The organism is Streptomyces sp. NBC_01803, assembly GCF_035917415.1.
In the GTDB taxonomy this organism is placed as follows: domain Bacteria; phylum Actinomycetota; class Actinomycetes; order Streptomycetales; family Streptomycetaceae; genus Streptomyces.
Genome location: NZ_CP109073.1, coordinates 185,882 through 201,637 on the forward strand (window position 1 = coordinate 185,882; position 15,756 = coordinate 201,637).

Consider the following 15,756-nt stretch of genomic DNA (forward strand, 5'->3'; position numbering starts at 1 on the left):
TCCTCTCCGCCACCGCCACACCGGTCGACCGGCAGGGATTCGCACTCCTGGCCGAACACAGCAGCGACAACAACCGATCACAGCGAACGGACAAGTACACCCGACAACAGCGGACACTCGCGGGACGGCCGTTGAAAGCGGCCGGGGCCGTCGGTCGGCGGCCGGCGCCGCCCTCGCGTCGTTCCGGCCGCTGCGGCACCATGAGCCCCCGGGGGCGGCACCGCCCCGCCCACGGCGAAAGGACTCATGGATGCGGGTCGCGCTGTTCATCACCTGCGTCAACGACGCGCTCTATCCGCGCACCGGCCGGGCGGTCGTCGCGCTGCTGGAGCGGCTGGGCGTGCGGGTGGAGTTCCCCATGGACCAGTCGTGCTGCGGGCAGCCGCAGTACAACACCGGCTACCGGCACGAGACCGAACCGCTGGTGCGCCGGTTCGCGCGGGCTTTCGCGGGCTACGACCACGTGGTGACGCCGTCCGGCTCGTGCGCGGCGATGGTGCGGGACAACTACCCGCGGATCGGCGCGCGGGCGGCGGCGGAGGGACGCGGCGGCGGACTGGCCGGGGCCGTGGCAGCGGTGGCGCCCCGGACGCTGGAGCTGACGGAATTCCTGGTGGACGTGCTGGGGGTGACGGACGTCGGCGCCTCCTACCCGCACACCGTCACGTACCACCCGACGTGCCACGGGCTGCGCGCGCTCGGGCTGGGCGACCGGCCGCGCCGTCTGCTGCGGGCGGTGCGGGGGCTGGAGCTGGTCGATCTGCCGGGCGCGGAGGAGTGTTGCGGCTTCGGGGGAACGTTCGCCGTGAAGAACGCGGCGGTGTCGGCGGCCATGGGCGCGGACAAGGCGCGGCACATCATCGGTACGGGCGCGGCGGCGGTCTGCACGGTGGACAACTCCTGCCAGACGCACATCGGCGGCACGCTCTCCCGCCTCGGCTCGACGGTCCGCCCGGTCCACCTCGCGGAGATCCTGGCGAGCACGGAGAAGGAGCCCTGGTGAGCGACGGGACCTATCTGGGGATGCCCGCCTTTCCCGTGGCCGCGGCGGAGGCCGTCGGGGACGCGCGGTTGCGGGGGAATCTGCGGCATGCCACGCACACGATCCGCGACAAGCGCGCCCGCGCGGTGGCCGAGCTGCCGGACTGGCCGGAGCTGCGCGCGGCGGGGGCGGCCGTCAAGGACCGGACGTTGCGTCACCTCGACCACTATCTGGAGCGGCTGGAGCGCGCCGTCACCGCGGCGGGCGGGCACGTCCACTGGGCGGCCGACGCGGCGGAGGCCAACCGGATCGTGACCGCGCTGGTCCTGGCGACCGGCGAGCGGGAGGTCGTCAAGGTCAAGTCCATGGTGACGCAGGAAATCGGGCTGAACGCGGCGCTGGCCGAGGCCGGGATCCGGGCCGACGAGACCGATCTGGCCGAGCTCATCGTGCAGTTGGGCGACGACCTGCCGTCCCACATCCTGGTCCCCGCCATCCACCGCAACCGGGGCGAGATCCGGGACATCTTCCGCGACCGGATGGCCGACCGGGGGCGACCCGCGCCCGAGGGGCTGACGGACGACCCGGCCGACCTCGCCGAGGCGGCCAGGCTGCATCTGCGCCGCAAGTTCCTCGACGCGAAGGTCGGCGTCTCGGGGGCCAACTTCATGGTGGCCGAGACCGGCACCATGGTCGTGGTCGAGTCCGAGGGGAACGGACGGATGTGCCTGACCCTGCCCGAGACGCTGATCTCCGTGGTCGGCATCGAGAAGGTGGTGCCGACCTGGCGGGACCTGGAGATCTTCCTCCAGCTCCTGCCGCGCTCCTCCACCGCCGAGCGGATGAACCCCTACACCTCGATGTGGACGGGCACCACGGACGAGGACGGCCCGCGCGCGTTCCACCTGGTGCTGCTGGACAACGGCCGCAGCGACGCGCTCGCCGACACGGTGGGCCGTCAGGCGCTGCGCTGCATCCGCTGCTCGGCCTGTCTGAACGTCTGCCCGGTGTACGAGCGGGCCGGCGGGCACGCCTACGGGTCGGCGTACCCCGGGCCGATCGGGGCCATCCTCACCCCGCAGTTGCGCGGCGTGACCAGCGAGCTGGACGCCTCGCTGCCGTACGCCTCCTCGTTGTGCGGGGCGTGCTACGAGGTCTGCCCGGTGGCCATCGACATCCCGGAAGTCCTGGTCCATCTGCGCGAGCGCGTGGTGCGGGGCGGGGAGGTCACCGTGCGCGGCACGCGGACCGTCATCCGGCCCGCCGGGGGCCACGCCGCCGAGCGGGCCGCGATGCGCGCCGCGCGCTGGGTGTTCGACCATCCGGGCGTGCTGCGGGCCGGGCAGCGGCTGGCCGCGCGCACCCGCCGCCTGGCGCCCCGGCGGCGGCTGCCGGGTCCCGGTCGCGCGTGGACGGACACGCGGGACCTGCCGCCGGTCCCGGCGGAACCGTTCCGTGACTGGTGGCGGCGCTCGCGCGGCGAGGGGAGCGGGCGGTGAGCGGCCGGGAGGAAGTGCTGCGCCGCGTGCGGCGGGCGCTGGCCGACGTGCCCGCCGGGGAGACGCCCGCCGATGTCCCGGTGCCCCGGGACTATCTGCGCGGCCACTCCCCCGCCGACCCGGTGGAGACACTGGCGGAGCGTCTCATGGACTACCGGGCGGTGGTGCGGCGCACGGACGGGGCGGGCCTGCCCGCGCTGATCGCGCGGCTGCTGGCCGCGCGCGGCACCCGCACGGTGGTGGTGCCCGCCGGGCTGCCGGCCGGGTGGCTGTCGGCGGCCGACGGGGTGGAGCGGGTGCCCGACTCGGCCGGGCAGACGCCGCACGACCTCGACGCCGTCGACAGCGTCGTCACCGGCTGCGCGGTGGCCATCGCCGAGACGGGCACGATCGTCCTGGACGGCGGGCCCGGCCAGGGGCGGCGGCGCGTCACTCTGGTGCCGGACCATCACGTCTGCGTCGTCCGGGTGCCCGATCAGGTGGTCGGCTCCGTGCCCGGGGCACTGGAGCGTCTGGTCCCGAGCCGGCCACTGACCTGGATCTCCGGCCCCTCGGCGACCAGCGACATCGAACTCTCCCGCGTTGAGGGCGTGCACGGCCCGCGTACGCTGGAGGTGATTCTGGTCTCTATGTAACGGATTCAACGAGTTCGACGGATTTGGTGGGATACCGCATGGAACTGCTCGACAGCTTCGACCGGGCGATGGACGAGTTCGGCCGGCGGGTGCAGCGGGTGAGGGACGACCAGTGGGACGCGCCGACGCCCTGTACCGAGTGGTCGGTACGGGATCTCGTCGGCCATGTGACCGGTGAGCAGCTCTGGGCTCCCTGGCTGCTGCGCGGGGCGTCGCTCGACGAGGTGGGCGACCGGTTCGACGGCGATGTGCTGGGCGACGACCCGGCGGGCGCCTGGGCCGCCGCCGCGGCCGCCTCGCGCGGGGCGTTCCACCGGCCGGGCACGCTGGACGCGCCGGTGCACACCAGCTCCGGGCTGACGCCCGCGACGGACTACCTGCGGCAGATGACCCTGGACCTCACCGTCCACGCCTGGGATCTGGCGCACGGGATCGGCGCGGACGACGGGCTGGACGGCGAGCTGGTCCAGTCCGAGCTCGGGTTCGTCGAGTCGCAGATCGACGGCTGGCAGGAGGTGGGTATCTTCGATCCGCCGGTGCCGGTCGCCGACGCGGCCCCGCCGCAGGACCGGCTGGTGGCCTTGCTGGGGCGGCGCCCGTAACGCCGTCAACAAAGGCGCGCGGTGGGGTGTTCCGTGGTCAGGAGGTGCTGGGCGAGACGGGCGCAGCGCGGTGCGAGCAGTTCGGCCAGCCGGTCGGCGGCCTGCTCCAGGACCTTCCGGCCGGTGTCGGGGTCGACCGCCTCCAGCAGGAAGACCACGTCCCGCGAGCCAGGCATGACCTTGGTGCGGTCGCTGTCGCGGTGGTTCCAGTGCCGGGTGAGGACGCCCCCCGCGTCGGCGTAGACCACCTCGCCCGGGCGAGCGTCCTCGACGGTATCCGGCTCGCCGAGCGGGGTGAACGCGTCGCCGGGCGCGGCGAATCGCAGCTCGATGTCGCCCCGGACGGCGGTCAGGTCGAACGCGCCCGCCGGGATGTGGTGGGCCGCGGAGACCACGTTGTAGGTGTCGACGGCCGCGCTGACGCGGGGCAGCCGCCCCGACCTGGCCAGCCGCCGGGCGAGGGCGTCCATGCTGGGCCGGAACCGGCGCGGGTTGGTGCCGAAGGCCCGGTACACGGTCTGCCACGAGGCCAGCAGCGGGTCGGTCTCGGCGGGCGCCGTCCAGTCACCGGCCGCCGCGTCGGCCTCCAGCGCGGCCAGCAGCCGTTCGGTCCCGGGCCAGGACTCCTCGCCCCGCACGCCCTCGGCCACCACGGCGGCGACCGCCACGTCGGGAAACGCCTCGCCGACCGCCGCCGCCACCCTCAGCTCCGTCATCGAGCCCACTCCTCACCACAGCCGTTCCCGGGGCGGGGCCACCCTATCCGCCGGGGGGCCCAGGCCGAACGGGCCGGCCAGCCGCGTCCGCGGTCGGTTACCGGGGCCGCGTGGCGCGCCTGGCGTCGGGGCACGCGCGACGACGGCACGCACGACGAGGCACTGGTCCGGCCGCGCGCCACGGGACCCGAGTCCCGGGGCTGGCTGACCAACCACGCTCCCATGACCGTGGAGGCCCTGATCCGCCATGAACAGGGGCAAGGGTGCCCCGCTGGCTGGACGGCTACCGGGTCCGGCTGGAGAAGCGGCCCGCGTCCTACGCGCGGATCACCGGGGAGAAGTGGCGGCGGCTCGGGGCGACCCCCGGTATCTCGGCGACCGGGCCGCGTACTTCGGGGAGCGGCTGGCCGAAGCGGCCGTGGCGCGAGGTGCCGGCCGAGTGGTGGCCCCGACTGCTGCCGGGGATCGCCGCCGGGGCCACGCATCCGCTGATCCGGGCCGGGCACGCCGGCCGCGCTGTCCCGGGCCGTCGACGGCCCGCGCGCCGACGGGGAGGCGCTGCGCGGCCCGGACTGAGCGGACTGGGCGCCCTCGCGTACGTGGCGTGGGACCCACGCTGCTCGGTTCGGCGCCTGAAGGCTATCGGGTGCGGCGCGTGAGGACGCCTCCCTGGTGGCGCCGTTCTCCCCGCTGGTGCCGGTCTTCGGGATGTCGTCGGCGGCCGTGCTGCTGGGCGAGGGGATCTCGGCGGCGCGGTGGCTCGCCGCCGTGCCGCTGGTCGGCGGCGTCGCGCTGACTTCCTTCGGCCGGGCGCGGACCGGCGGCGGCTCGGCGGTGCGGGCGGCGGGCCGTGGGCGTCCCCGGCCGGGCGATCCGGCGGCGGCCGTCAGCCCGACACGGCTGCCGACGTGAGGCGGTCGATCTCGGCGACGTCCTCGGGTGACAGCGGCTCGGCGGCGACGGCGGCCAGGTTCTGGTCGAGCTGGTCGACACTGGAGGCGCCGATGAGGACGGAGACCACGCGCGGGTCGCGCAGCACCCAGGACAGCGCGAGCTGGGCGAGGGACTGCCCGCGCCGGGCGGCGATGTCGTGGAGCGCGCGGAGCAGGCCGAGGACGTCGTCGCTGAGCGCGTCGCGCTTGAGGAAGTGCCCGATGGCCATCCGCGACCCGGCGGGCACCTCGCCGGAGAGATAGCGGTTGGTCAGCAGCCCCTGGGCGAGGGGCGAGAAGGCGATGAGGCTGGTGCCGCTCTCACCCACCACGTCCAGGACGCCGTCCTCGACGGTGCGGTTGAGAATGCTGTACGGGGACTGGTGGATGAGCAGCGGCGTGCCCATGCGGCGCAGGATCTCCACGGCGCGGCGGTGCTGCTCGGCCGGGTAGTTGGAGACGCCCGCGTAGAGGGCCTTGCCCTGCCGGACGGCGGCGTCGAGGGCGCCGAGCGTCTCCTCCAGCGGCGTGTCGGGGTCGAAGCGGTGGGAGTAGAAGACGTCGACGTACTCCAGGCCCATCCGGCGCAACGACTGGTCGAGGCTGGCCAGCAGGTACTTACGGGAGCCGAACTCGCCGTAGGGGCCGGGCCACATGTCGTACCCGGCCTTGGTGGCGATGAACAGCTCGTCCCGGTAGGGGCGGAAGTCCTGGGCGAGGAGGGTCCCGAAGTTGGTCTCGGCGGAGCCGTACGGCGGGCCGTAGTTGTTGGCGAGGTCGATGTGGGTGACGCCCCGGTCGAAGGCGCGGCGCAGGACGGCGCGCTGGGTGGCCAGCGGGGTGGTGTCGCCGAAGTTGTGCCACAGGCCGAGCGACACGGCCGGCAGCAGGACCCCGCTGCGCCCGCAGCGCCGGTACTGCATGGTGTCGTAACGGTCGGCGGCGGCGGCGTAATTCACCGGGAGGCTCCTCGGGTGCCGGGGACGGGTGCAGCGGTCATGATGTCATGACGTCCTGTCAAACCCCGGCCGCCGCGAAGGCCCGGTCGGCCGTCTCGTCGAAGAGGACGAAGCGCAGCTCGGTGAACGGCCCGTCGGCCGCGGCGGCCCGGACCGCGTCCACGGCGATGCGGGCGGCGTCCGGCAGCGGCCAGCCGTAGACGCCGGTGGAGACGGCCGGGAACGCGACGGTCGCGGCGCCGAGCCCGGCGGCGACCCGCAGCGACTCGCGGTAGCAGGAGGCGAGCAGCGCGGACCTGTCCTCGTCCGGGCTGTACACGGGGCCGACGGTGTGGATCACCCAGCGGGCGGGCAGCCGTCCCGCGGTGGTGGCGACCGCCTGCCCGGTCGGCAGGCCGCGGCCGTACCGCGCGGCGCGCAGGGCGCGGCACTCGGCCAGGATCTCCGGGCCGCCCGCGCGGTGGATGGCCCCGTCGACGCCCCCGCCGCCGAGCAGCGAGGAGTTGGCGGCGTTGACCACCGCGTCGACCAGCTGTCCGGTGATGTCGCCGCGCACCCGTGTGATGGCCGTCATGGCGGTCATGATGCCAGCCGGACACCCGAGCGCCACGTCAACCTGTCATGATCACTCCCAAATGGGGCACGGATTGTCCTGCGGTCTGATATCGATGGGGCGCAATCGGCCGACAGGTCTTCCGCTCCGGCCCCACCGGGCCCCATGATCTTGGGCAGTCATTAGTGAGGAGTACTAATGCCCCGTGAACATGTTGCCCAGGTCTTCGTCCAGCAGGCCGGGGCCTGTGTCCGGCTCGGCTCGCCGCTCTACGCGGCACTGCTGGCCAGGGCGGCGCAGGACATCCGTGACGGCGGGCCCTGCGCCGTCGCGATAGCGGGGTATGAGGACGCCACGGCCGACGACGCGCTGCCACTGCGCTTCCTGGGGGCCGTCCACGCCCTGGCACTGACCGGGCGGGCTCCCGGGCTCGCCGCCCACTATCCGAGCACCGGCGGCTCCTACGCGCCGGAGCACCCGGACGCGGCCTGGCCCGCCTTCCGCGCGGCCGTGGCGGACGAGCCGGGGTGGATCCGCGACTGGCTGACCCGCCCGCCGCAGACCAACGAGGTGGGCCGTTCCAACCTGCTGCTGGCCGGTCTGCTGGACACCGTGCCCTCCGCGCAGCTCCCGGTGCGCCTGTTCGAGCTGGGATCGAGCGCGGGGCTGAACCTGCGGGCGGAGCAGTTCCGTTACACGTCCGGCGACTTCGCCTGGGGCCCGGCGGACTCCTCGGTGCGGCTGGCCGGCGCGTGGGACGGGCCGGTGCCGGACTGGCTGCGCGCGGGCGCGGCCCGGCACCAGGCGCTGCGGATCGTGGAGCGGCGGGGCTGCGACCCCTCCCCCATCGACCCGCTGTCGGCGGACGGTTCGCTGGCCCTGCGGGCGTACGTCTGGCCCGACCAGTCCGAGCGGATGGAGCGGCTGGACGGCGCGCTGCGCATCGCGGCCAAGGTGCCGGCGACGATCGAGGCGGCGGGGGCGGCGGAGTTCCTCTCCGAGGTGCGGGTCGAGCCCGGGACGCTCACCGTGGTCTGGCACTCCGTCATGCGGCAGTACGTGCCCCGGGAGGAATGGGCGGGGGTGGAGCGGGAGATCGCCCGGCTCGCCGCCTCGGCCACGCCCGACGCGCGCTTCGCCGCCATTTCCTTCGAGCCGCGCGAGGTGTCCGGACGCCCCGGCTTCTGGCTCTCGGTCCGCTCGGGGACCGCGCCGGAGCGGCTGCTGGCGTCCGCGCACCCGCACGGCCTGCCGGCTCGCTGGCCCGCCCACGGCGAATGACGCAGGATAGGCGCATGGCACACACGATGGCCGCGGATGAGTGGCGAGCGTTTCTTGCGGCGGGCACCAGGACGGGCAAGCTGTCGACCGTGCGGGCCGACGGCGGGCCGCACCTCGCCCCCATCTGGTTCATCCTCGACGGGGACGACATCGTCCTCACCACCGCGGCGACGAGCGCGAAGGGCCGAAATCTCGCGCGGGACGGACGGGTCGCGCTCTGCGTCGACGACGACCGCCCCCCGTTCGCCTTCGTCGTCGTGCGAGGACGCGCGACGCTGAGCGAGGACCCGCAGGCGCTGCGGATCTGGGCCACCAGGATCGCCGCCCGGTACATGGGCCCCGACCTCGCCGAGCGGTACGGCGCGCGCAACGGCGTCCCGGGCGAGCTGCTGGTGCGGATCAGGCCGGAGAAGGTGACGGCCCAGGCCGGGGTCGCGGACTGAGCCGGGGCGGCCGGCGCGGCGGCTCCTGGCCGCGGCCGTCCGGCCCCGGCCCCGGCCCCGGCTCATGGACCGCTCGCCGCCCCGGCCGCGACACGCTCGCGGCGCCGGAACGGACCGGGTTCGCCGGGCCGGAGCCCGTGCGGTTCCGGCTTCCGGCGCCGCCACCCCGGTCTCCTGCCACGCCCTCGGCGCCGCGCACCGGCCTTCGGCGCCACCCCGGCGTTAGGCTCCCGCCATGCCACCCGCACGATTCAAGGACCTCGCGCTGGACGCCAACGATCATCAGGCGCTCGCCGACTGGTGGTGCGCGGCGCTCGGCTACGAACGCCGCCACCGGGGGCCGGAGCAGGACATTCCCGGGCACTGGCCGGTGCCGATCCACGACCCGGCCGGGCTCGGTCCGCTGATCTGGATCAACCCGGTGCCCGAGCGCAAGACCGCGAAGAACCGGATGCATCTCGACCTCCGGGGCGACACCGAGCGGCTGCTGGCCCTGGGCGCGACGGTGCTGCGCCGCCGGGACGACGAGATCGACTGGGACGTCCTGGCCGATCCGGAGGGCAACGAGTTCTGCGTCTTCCCGCCCGAGCCGGAGCCCGTGATCAGGCCGTCGGTGCGCTGACCGCCCGCCGCCGGGTCACGCCCACCGCCAGGTGCGGCGGTCGCGGGCGACGCCGTGGACGGCCTCGACGGCGTCCGGCTTGAGGACCCCGCCGCGCGCGGCCAGACCGTCGAGGTCGCTCTCCCGCAGCACCTCCACGTCCCGCAGCGCGGGCGACACCGTGACGCTCGCCGCCCCGACGCAGACCAGCACCGGACGGACCGCGACCGGAAACCCGCAGCCCCGGCCGAGGGCGTGGGCGGCGCGCCGCGCGTCCCGGCGGCAGCGGCGCACGTGCGGCTCCGCGCGCCGGCCGTCGATGCGCACCGCGTCCTCGCCCACCTCCAGCCGCGCCCGGCGGTGGCCCACGGAGCGCAGACAGAGCACGCCCGCCGGGCCGATCGCCAGGTGCGAGAGATCCGCCGCCTCGCCGGGCAGCGGGACCGAGTGCAGCACCCGCCAGCCCACGCCGGCCAGCAGATCGAGCCGGTCGCCGACGCGTTCCTCGGCGTCCAGGGCGGCCCGCAGCGCGGCGGCCTCGGCCGATCTCAGCAGCAGCCGGTCACGGACGCGCCACAGCCGGCCGACCGGGCGGGCGGCCAGCTCGCCGAGCAGGGTCTCGCCCGGCCGGTTCGGCGCCAGGTCGTCGTCCGGATGCAGCCACAACGGGCCGCGGCCCGCGCGCCACCGGCCGGGATCCTCCGGGTTCTCCATCGCACCCTCCCTGACACCCATGACATCATCGTCCGGTTCCGGGGGCGAGAGGTCACCCCCGCGACCGGCGGGCTGGGGAGGAAGGCGACGACATGACGCGGCTCATCGACACCGTGGCGTGGGTGCATCTGGACGGCGGGCGGATCCTCGCGGCGCGCTCCCGGGGCCGGGACCTGTTCTACATCCCCGGCGGCAAGCGGAACGAGGGCGAGAGCGACCTGGAGGCCCTGCTGCGCGAGGTGCGGGAGGAACTGGCGGTGACGCTGCTCCCGGAGACGGTGGCGCATCTGGGCACCTACACCGCGCGGGCCGACGGGCATCCCGAGGGCACCCTGGTGCGGATGGCCTGCTATACGGCGCGGCACCGGGGAACGCCGGTCGCCAGCAGCGAGATCGAGGAGATCGCCTGGCTGTCGCTGGCCGACCGGCACCGGACGGCGCCCGTGGACCACGCGGTCTTCGACGAGCTGGCGAGCGCCGGCCGGCTTCGTTGAGCGAGCTCCGTCGAGCCGCCGCCGTTGGGCGGTCCGCGCGGACGGGGCCGGCCGGTTCGGGCTTCAGTACGATGGGGGCCTGCTGGCGGAAGGGCGGCGAGGTGGCCGGAGCGCGGACGGACGGACGGGTCGAGCGGGGGAACCAGACCCGGCGGCTGGTGCTGGGCCGGACCATGGCCATCGCCTCGGTCGAGGGACTGGAGGGCCTGTCGATCGGCCGCGTCGCGACCGAGCTGGGGCTGAGCAAGAGCGGGGTGTTCGCGCTCTTCGGCTCCAAGGAGCAGATGCAGCTCGCGACCATCCGGGCCGCCAAGGCCGTCTTCCGGGAGCACGTCATCCGGCCCGCCGAGCGGATCCCACCCGGCCTCGGGCGCGTGCGGCGGCTGTGCGAAGGCTTCCTGGCGTACTCGCGCTCGCGGGTGTTCCCGGGCGGGTGCTTCTTCACGGTGGTCGCCGCGGAGTTCGGCGGGCGCGGCGGGCCGGTGCACGACGCGGTCGCCCTCGCCCGCACCGAGTGGCTCACCTACATCTGCCAGGTGCTGGACGAGGCCAGGAGCGCCGGCGACCTGCGCGCCGACCTGGACGTGCCGCAGCTCGCCTTCGAGCTCAAGGCCCTCATGGAGACCGCCAACGCCGACTCGACGCTGCACCGGGACGACGCCGGCTACGACCGGGCGGCGGTCGCGATCGCCGCCCGGCTGCGGGCGACGGCGGCCGAGCCGCCGGCCCTAGCCGACCGGGTCGGTGGCTGAGGCGAAGTCCAGGACCGCCTCGATGACCTGGGGGTCGGCGAGGACGCGGCGGTGTCCCAGGCCCTTGGTGACGAGCAGGTCGGCCTGCCCGCCGAAGGCGGCGATCACGCGGTCGGACTGGTCGCGGCCGATCACGTCGTCGCTCTCGTCGTGGACGATCATGATCGGCAGGGTGAGCCGGGTCGGCCGGTAGGTGGCGGACAGGCGGGCCCACGCGTCCGTCTCCCCGGGGAACAGCTCGTGCTCGATGCGGCGCCGGAGCTCGGCGGCGGCCCACGGCCCGAGGCCGGCCCCGGCCCGGAAGCCCTGGACGAGGTAGTCGAAGTCGGCGGGGGCCGCGAGGGAGACCAGCCGGTCCGCGGCGACCCCGCCGTGCAGCGCGAAGAACGCGGACAGGCCGCCGATCGAGTGGCCGATCAGCGCGGTGAACGTGCCGTGCTCGGCCTGGAGCCGCCGGGCGATGTCCCGGAACTCGACCACGTCGCTGCCCCGGCCGCCCGACTCCCCGTGGCCGGGGCCGTCGAAGGCCACCGGGCTGTAGCCGCGCTCGGTGAGCGCGTGGACCAGCGGGCTCCACCGGGAGGCGCGGGACATCCAGCCGTGCATGAGCAGCACGGGCCGCTCGCCGGTGCCCCACCGGTAGACGGCGACGGTCTTGCCGTTGACCGTGAGCTCCCCGCGCTCGGCCCGCCGCATGACCGGCTCCTCGGCGGGCTTGACGGCGACTCTTGACCTGGGGTTCGAGAAGAGGTCGATCGCCCACCGGCCGGCCAGCCGGGGCGCGACGCGGGCGGTGCCGTTGAGTGCGGTGCGGACGAGTCCAGCCTTGAGGTCCATGTCCGGCTCTCTCTCGGTCGTCGGTGACGTGGCGAGATGATAGCACGATCGTTCGGACAGTTTTTAGGCCGGAAGGGCGCCCCCGCGCCGCCCGCGTGAGCGGGTCAGGGGGCCGCTTCCACCGCTTCCTGGACCTCGGCGTCGCGCCGCACGAGGGCGGCGTACCGGCCGTCGAGGGCCATGAGCTCGTCGTGACTGCCGCGCTCCGCGATGCGGCCCCCCTCCAGGACGACGATCTGGTCGGCGTCGCGGATGGTGGAGAGCCGGTGGGCGATGGTGAGGGTGGTCCGCCCGGCCGCCAGCGCGTCGATCGCCCGCTGCACGGCCCGTTCGGTCCGGGTGTCCAGGGCGCTGGTGGCCTCGTCGAGCACGAGGACGGGCGGATCGCGCAGGATCGTCCGGGCGATGGCCAGCCGCTGCTTCTCGCCGCCCGAGAAGCGGTAGCCCCGCTCCCCCACCACCGTGTCGTAGCCATCGGGCAGGGAGGCGATGTGGTCGTGGATCTGCGCGGTCCTGGCAGCCGCCTCGATCTCCGCCCGGGTGGCCTCCGGCTTGGCGAAACGCAGGTTGTCGGCGACCGAGGCGTGGAAGAGGTAGGTCTCCTGGGAGACCACGCCGATCGCCCTGGCGAGGGAGGCGAAGCCGAGGTCGCGGACGTCGACGCCGTCGAGCGTGACGCGACCCTCGGTAACGTCGTAGAGGCGTGGCACCAGATAGCCGAGCGTGCTCTTGCCGGCGCCGGTCGATCCCACGACGGCGAGCGAGCCGCCCGCCGGGATCGTCAGGTCGATGCCGGTCAGGGTCGGCGTGGCGGCCGGGTCGTAGGTGAAGGAGACCGTCTCGAACCGGATTTCCCCGCGCGCCCGGTCCAGCTCGACCGGGTCGGGGCGCTCGGTGATGTCGACCCGCAGGTCGAGGTACTCGAAGATGCGCTGGAAGAGCGCGAGCGACGCCTGGATGTCCACGCCGGTCGACAGCAGCGACACAGCGGGGCGCAGCAGCCCCTGCTGGAGGCTGACGAACGCGACGAGCGTGCCGATCGACGGCGGCGTCCCGCCGAGTTCGAGCATGAATCCGGCCGACCAGTAGAGCAGCGACGGGATCGCGGCCATGATCATGCCGATGGTGGCCATCCGCCACCGGCCCGCCATGCTGGCGCGCACCTCAAGGCCGACCAACTGCTCGGATTCGGCGGCGAACTCGCGGGTGAGTGCCTCGGCCCGGCCCATCGTGCGGCCCAGCAGGATGCCGCTGACGGACAGTGATTCGGTGACCATGGCGGCCATCACGGCCATCTGCTTCTGCCGCTGGGTGGTGATCCGCTTGCGCTCCCGGCCGACCCGGCGGGCGATCCAGACGAAGAACGGCAGGAGCGCGAGCGAGACGAGGGTGAGCCGCCAGTCTAGGGCGAGCATCGCCACCATGGTCGCGACGACGGCGGTGAGGTTGGAGACCAGCGAGGTGGCGGTCGAGGTGACGGTGGCCTGCATGCCGCCGATGTCGTTGGCGATGCGGGACTGGACCTCGCCGGTGCGGGTCCTGGTGAAGAACGCCAGCGGCATCTGCTGGAGCTTGCCGTAGACGGCCGTCCGCAGGTCGTGCATCACCTGCTGGCCGACCGTGGTGGAGATCAGGGTCTGCAGCACCCCGAAGACACTGCTGGTGACGGCGGTGACGACCATGCCGAGCGCGAGCAGCGCCAGCAGTCCGGTGCGCTCCTCGGGCAGCGCCACGTCGATGATCTCGCGGAGCAGGAACGGGGAGGCGACCGCGACCAGGGAGGAGGCGCCGACCAGCAGGCCGACGAGGGCGAGCCGGCCGCGGTAGGGGCGGAAGAGGCGGAGGATGCGGCGGATCTCGGCGGGCTGCCGTTCGGTGGCCGGATCGTCGGGACGCGGGGTCCAGCGGGATATGTCGTACGGCATGGGCTCCTTCGATGGGGCGTAAGACCCGGTGAGGGCTGACAACCGACCAGCTTACGGCGAGCCGGTCCGGCGCCGATCGGCGCCGATCGGCGCCGGACCGGCTCGCCACCGGCTCGGCGGGGGCCGGGGAACCGGCCCGGGCGGTGGCGCACTGGCCGGGAGCGGACGGGCGTGTTACGAAGGGAGAATGCCCGCCCTCGCCTCGTACGACGCCGTGATCGTCGGCGGCGGCCACAACGGTCTGGTCGCCGCCGCCTACCTCGCCCGCGCCGGTCGCCGGACCCTCGTCCTGGAGCGCCTGGGCCGCACGGGCGGCGCGGCCGTGTCCGACGCCGCGTTCCCCGGGGTGCCGGCCCGGCTCTCCCGGTACGCCTATCTCGTCAGCCTGCTGCCGGAGCGGATCGTCGAGGATCTGGGGCTGCGGCTGTCGCTGCGCAAGCGGCTGTTCTCCTCCTACACGCCCGTCGAGCGCGGCGGGCGGCCGACCGGGCTGCTCGTCGGCGGCGGGGAGAGCCGAACGCGGGCGGCGTTCGCGCGGCTCACCGGCTCGGACCGGGAGTACGCGGCGTGGCTCCAGTTCTACGCGATGACGCGGCGGGTGGCGGGCCGCGTCTTCCCGACCCTCACCGAGCCGCTGCCGACGCGGGCCGCGCTGCGGGACCGGATCGGTGAGGACGCGGCCTGGGAGGCGCTGTTCGAACGGCCGCTGGGCGAGGCGGTGGAGGCCGCGTTCGACGACGACCTGGTGCGCGGGGTGGTCCTCACGGACGGGCTCATCGGCACCTTCGCCGCCGCCCACGACCCGTCCCTGCGGCAGAACCGCTGCTTCCTCTACCACGTCATCGGCCAGTGCACCGGTGACTGGGACGTGCCGGTCGGCGGCATGGGCGCGGTGACCGGCGCGCTGGCGGACGCGGCGCGCGCGGCCGGCGCGGAGATCGCCACCGGACACGAGGTGATGTCCGTGGCCACGGACGGGCGGTGGGCCGAGGTGTCCTTCCGCACGGCCGACGCGGAGGGGGTGGTCGAGGCCGGGCAGGTGCTGGTGAACGCCTCGCCGCAGGCGCTGGCCGAGCTGCTCGGCGAGCCGGCGCCGACGCCGGCGGAGGGGGCGCAGTTCAAGGTGAACATGCTCCTGCGGCGGCTGCCGGCGCTGCGCGATCCGGACACCGACCCGCGTGAGGCGTTCGCCGGGACGTTCCACATCGCGGAGGGATACGGCCAGTTGGAGGACGCCTACCGGCAGGCGGCGGCCGGGGAGCCGCCGCGCACGCCGCCGAGCGAGGTCTACTGCCATTCGCTCACCGACGCCTCGATCCTCTCCCCCGGGCTGGCCGCGCGCGGGTACCAGACGCTCACCCTCTTCGGGCTCCACACCCCCGCCCGGCTGTTCGCCCGCGACAACGACGCGGCGCGCGGCGCGCTGCTGGAGTCCACGCTCGCGGCGCTGGACGCGCATCTGGCGGAGCCCATCGCCGACTGCCTCGCGCTGGACGCGGACGGCCGACCGTGCGTGGAGGCGAAGACGCCGCTGGACCTGGAGCGGGAGCTGCGGCTGCCCGGCGGTCACATCTTCCACCGGGATCTGGCCTTCCCGTTCACGGACGGCGACGACGCGGCGGCGGACCGGTGGGGCGTGGCGACCGGGCACGCGAACGTCCTGCTGTGCGGCGCGGGCGCGGTGCGCGGCGGCGGGGTGAGCGGCGTCGCCGGCCACAACGCGGCGATGGCGGCCCTGGGCCGCTGACCCGGGGCCGCTGCCCCCGGGTCGCCGACCCCGGCCGCACCGCACGGGTCGGCTCCGAGTGGCGGCCCCGCCCGCCGCCGCTCC

The 15,756-nt window shown here is 74.6% G+C and carries 17 protein-coding genes; 11 read left to right on the plus strand and 6 right to left on the minus strand.

Translation table 11 applies throughout. The annotated features are described in order from the left end of the window. Positions 1-250 precede the first annotated feature (250 nt). The 4 genes from OIE51_RS00905 to OIE51_RS00920 are packed head-to-tail and all read left to right on the plus strand — an operon-like array spanning position 251 to position 3,718. Positions 251-1,003, plus strand: coding sequence for a (Fe-S)-binding protein (locus OIE51_RS00905; RefSeq protein WP_326594758.1), 753 nt, complete (start codon positions 251-253; stop codon positions 1,001-1,003). 20 nt (positions 1,004-1,023) lie between these two features. Further along, positions 1,024-2,481 carry a lactate utilization protein B gene (locus OIE51_RS00910; RefSeq protein WP_326600450.1) on the plus strand — a complete coding sequence of 486 codons (1,458 nt, stop codon included), beginning with the start codon at positions 1,024-1,026 and terminating at the stop codon, positions 2,479-2,481. Then, the gene (locus OIE51_RS00915) at positions 2,478-3,116 is read left to right on the plus strand and encodes a LutC/YkgG family protein (protein WP_326594760.1); all 639 of its coding nucleotides are present in this window, start codon (positions 2,478-2,480) and stop codon (positions 3,114-3,116) included. The genes OIE51_RS00910 and OIE51_RS00915 overlap by 4 nt, the downstream gene beginning before the upstream one ends. A 38-nt stretch (positions 3,117-3,154) precedes the next feature. Then, positions 3,155-3,718, plus strand: a complete 564-nt coding sequence (locus OIE51_RS00920; protein ID WP_326594761.1) for a TIGR03086 family metal-binding protein — start codon at positions 3,155-3,157, stop codon at positions 3,716-3,718. 5 nt (positions 3,719-3,723) lie between these two features. Here OIE51_RS00920 and OIE51_RS00925 read toward each other — a convergent pair whose 3' ends face one another. Further along, a complete protein-coding gene (locus tag OIE51_RS00925; protein WP_326594762.1) occupies positions 3,724-4,434 on the minus strand; it encodes a B3/B4 domain-containing protein in 711 nt (236 codons plus the stop codon). Positions 4,435-5,106: 672 nt separating this feature from the next. On the opposite strand from OIE51_RS00925, the gene OIE51_RS00930 reads away from it, so the two are divergent. Further along, entirely contained in the window at positions 5,107-5,346 is a 240-nt protein-coding gene (locus OIE51_RS00930; protein ID WP_326594763.1) for a hypothetical protein, read from the plus strand. On the opposite strand, the gene OIE51_RS00935 is transcribed toward OIE51_RS00930, so the two are convergent. Beyond that, complete coding sequence (locus OIE51_RS00935; protein WP_326594764.1) at positions 5,321-6,325, minus strand: aldo/keto reductase; 1,005 nt, start codon at positions 6,323-6,325, stop codon at positions 5,321-5,323. The genes OIE51_RS00930 and OIE51_RS00935 overlap by 26 nt on opposite strands. A gap of 58 nt (positions 6,326-6,383) precedes the next feature. After that, the gene (locus OIE51_RS00940; protein ID WP_326594765.1) at positions 6,384-6,899 is read right to left on the minus strand and encodes an O-acetyl-ADP-ribose deacetylase; all 516 of its coding nucleotides are present in this window, start codon (positions 6,897-6,899) and stop codon (positions 6,384-6,386) included. A gap of 177 nt (positions 6,900-7,076) precedes the next feature. On the opposite strand from OIE51_RS00940, the gene OIE51_RS00945 reads away from it, so the two are divergent. The 3 genes from OIE51_RS00945 (at position 7,077) to OIE51_RS00955 (ending at position 9,224) form a co-directional block, all read left to right on the plus strand. After that, complete coding sequence (locus OIE51_RS00945; RefSeq protein ID WP_326594766.1) at positions 7,077-8,159, plus strand: DUF2332 domain-containing protein; 1,083 nt, start codon at positions 7,077-7,079, stop codon at positions 8,157-8,159. 14 nt (positions 8,160-8,173) lie between these two features. Continuing rightward, positions 8,174-8,602, plus strand: coding sequence for a PPOX class F420-dependent oxidoreductase (locus tag OIE51_RS00950; RefSeq protein ID WP_326594768.1), 429 nt, complete (start codon positions 8,174-8,176; stop codon positions 8,600-8,602). A gap of 235 nt (positions 8,603-8,837) precedes the next feature. Beyond that, positions 8,838-9,224: a VOC family protein gene (locus OIE51_RS00955; RefSeq protein WP_326594770.1), complete on the plus strand. Its 387-nt coding sequence runs from the start codon at positions 8,838-8,840 to the stop codon at positions 9,222-9,224. A gap of 15 nt (positions 9,225-9,239) precedes the next feature. On the opposite strand, the gene OIE51_RS00960 is transcribed toward OIE51_RS00955, so the two are convergent. Then, positions 9,240-9,938: an NERD domain-containing protein gene (locus OIE51_RS00960; protein ID WP_326594771.1), complete on the minus strand. Its 699-nt coding sequence runs from the start codon at positions 9,936-9,938 to the stop codon at positions 9,240-9,242. 71 nt (positions 9,939-10,009) lie between these two features. Between OIE51_RS00960 and OIE51_RS00965 the strand changes: the two genes are divergently transcribed. Both OIE51_RS00965 and OIE51_RS00970 read left to right on the plus strand, forming a co-directional pair. Continuing rightward, a complete protein-coding gene (locus OIE51_RS00965) occupies positions 10,010-10,411 on the plus strand; it encodes an NUDIX hydrolase (RefSeq protein WP_326594773.1) in 402 nt (133 codons plus the stop codon). 101 nt (positions 10,412-10,512) lie between these two features. After that, positions 10,513-11,163: a TetR/AcrR family transcriptional regulator gene (locus OIE51_RS00970; RefSeq protein WP_326594774.1), complete on the plus strand. Its 651-nt coding sequence runs from the start codon at positions 10,513-10,515 to the stop codon at positions 11,161-11,163. Here OIE51_RS00970 and OIE51_RS00975 read toward each other — a convergent pair. Together OIE51_RS00975 and OIE51_RS00980 are read right to left on the minus strand one after the other, a co-directional pair. Continuing rightward, complete coding sequence (locus tag OIE51_RS00975) at positions 11,140-12,000, minus strand: alpha/beta hydrolase (RefSeq protein ID WP_326594775.1); 861 nt, start codon at positions 11,998-12,000, stop codon at positions 11,140-11,142. The genes OIE51_RS00970 and OIE51_RS00975 overlap by 24 nt on opposite strands. Before the next feature lie 104 nt (positions 12,001-12,104). Further along, positions 12,105-13,925: an ABC transporter ATP-binding protein gene (locus OIE51_RS00980; protein WP_326594776.1), complete on the minus strand. Its 1,821-nt coding sequence runs from the start codon at positions 13,923-13,925 to the stop codon at positions 12,105-12,107. Between the two features lie 187 nt (positions 13,926-14,112). On the opposite strand from OIE51_RS00980, the gene OIE51_RS00985 reads away from it, so the two are divergent. Continuing rightward, positions 14,113-15,672: a phytoene desaturase family protein gene (locus tag OIE51_RS00985; RefSeq protein WP_326594777.1), complete on the plus strand. Its 1,560-nt coding sequence runs from the start codon at positions 14,113-14,115 to the stop codon at positions 15,670-15,672. The last annotated feature ends 84 nt before the right edge of the window (positions 15,673-15,756 follow it).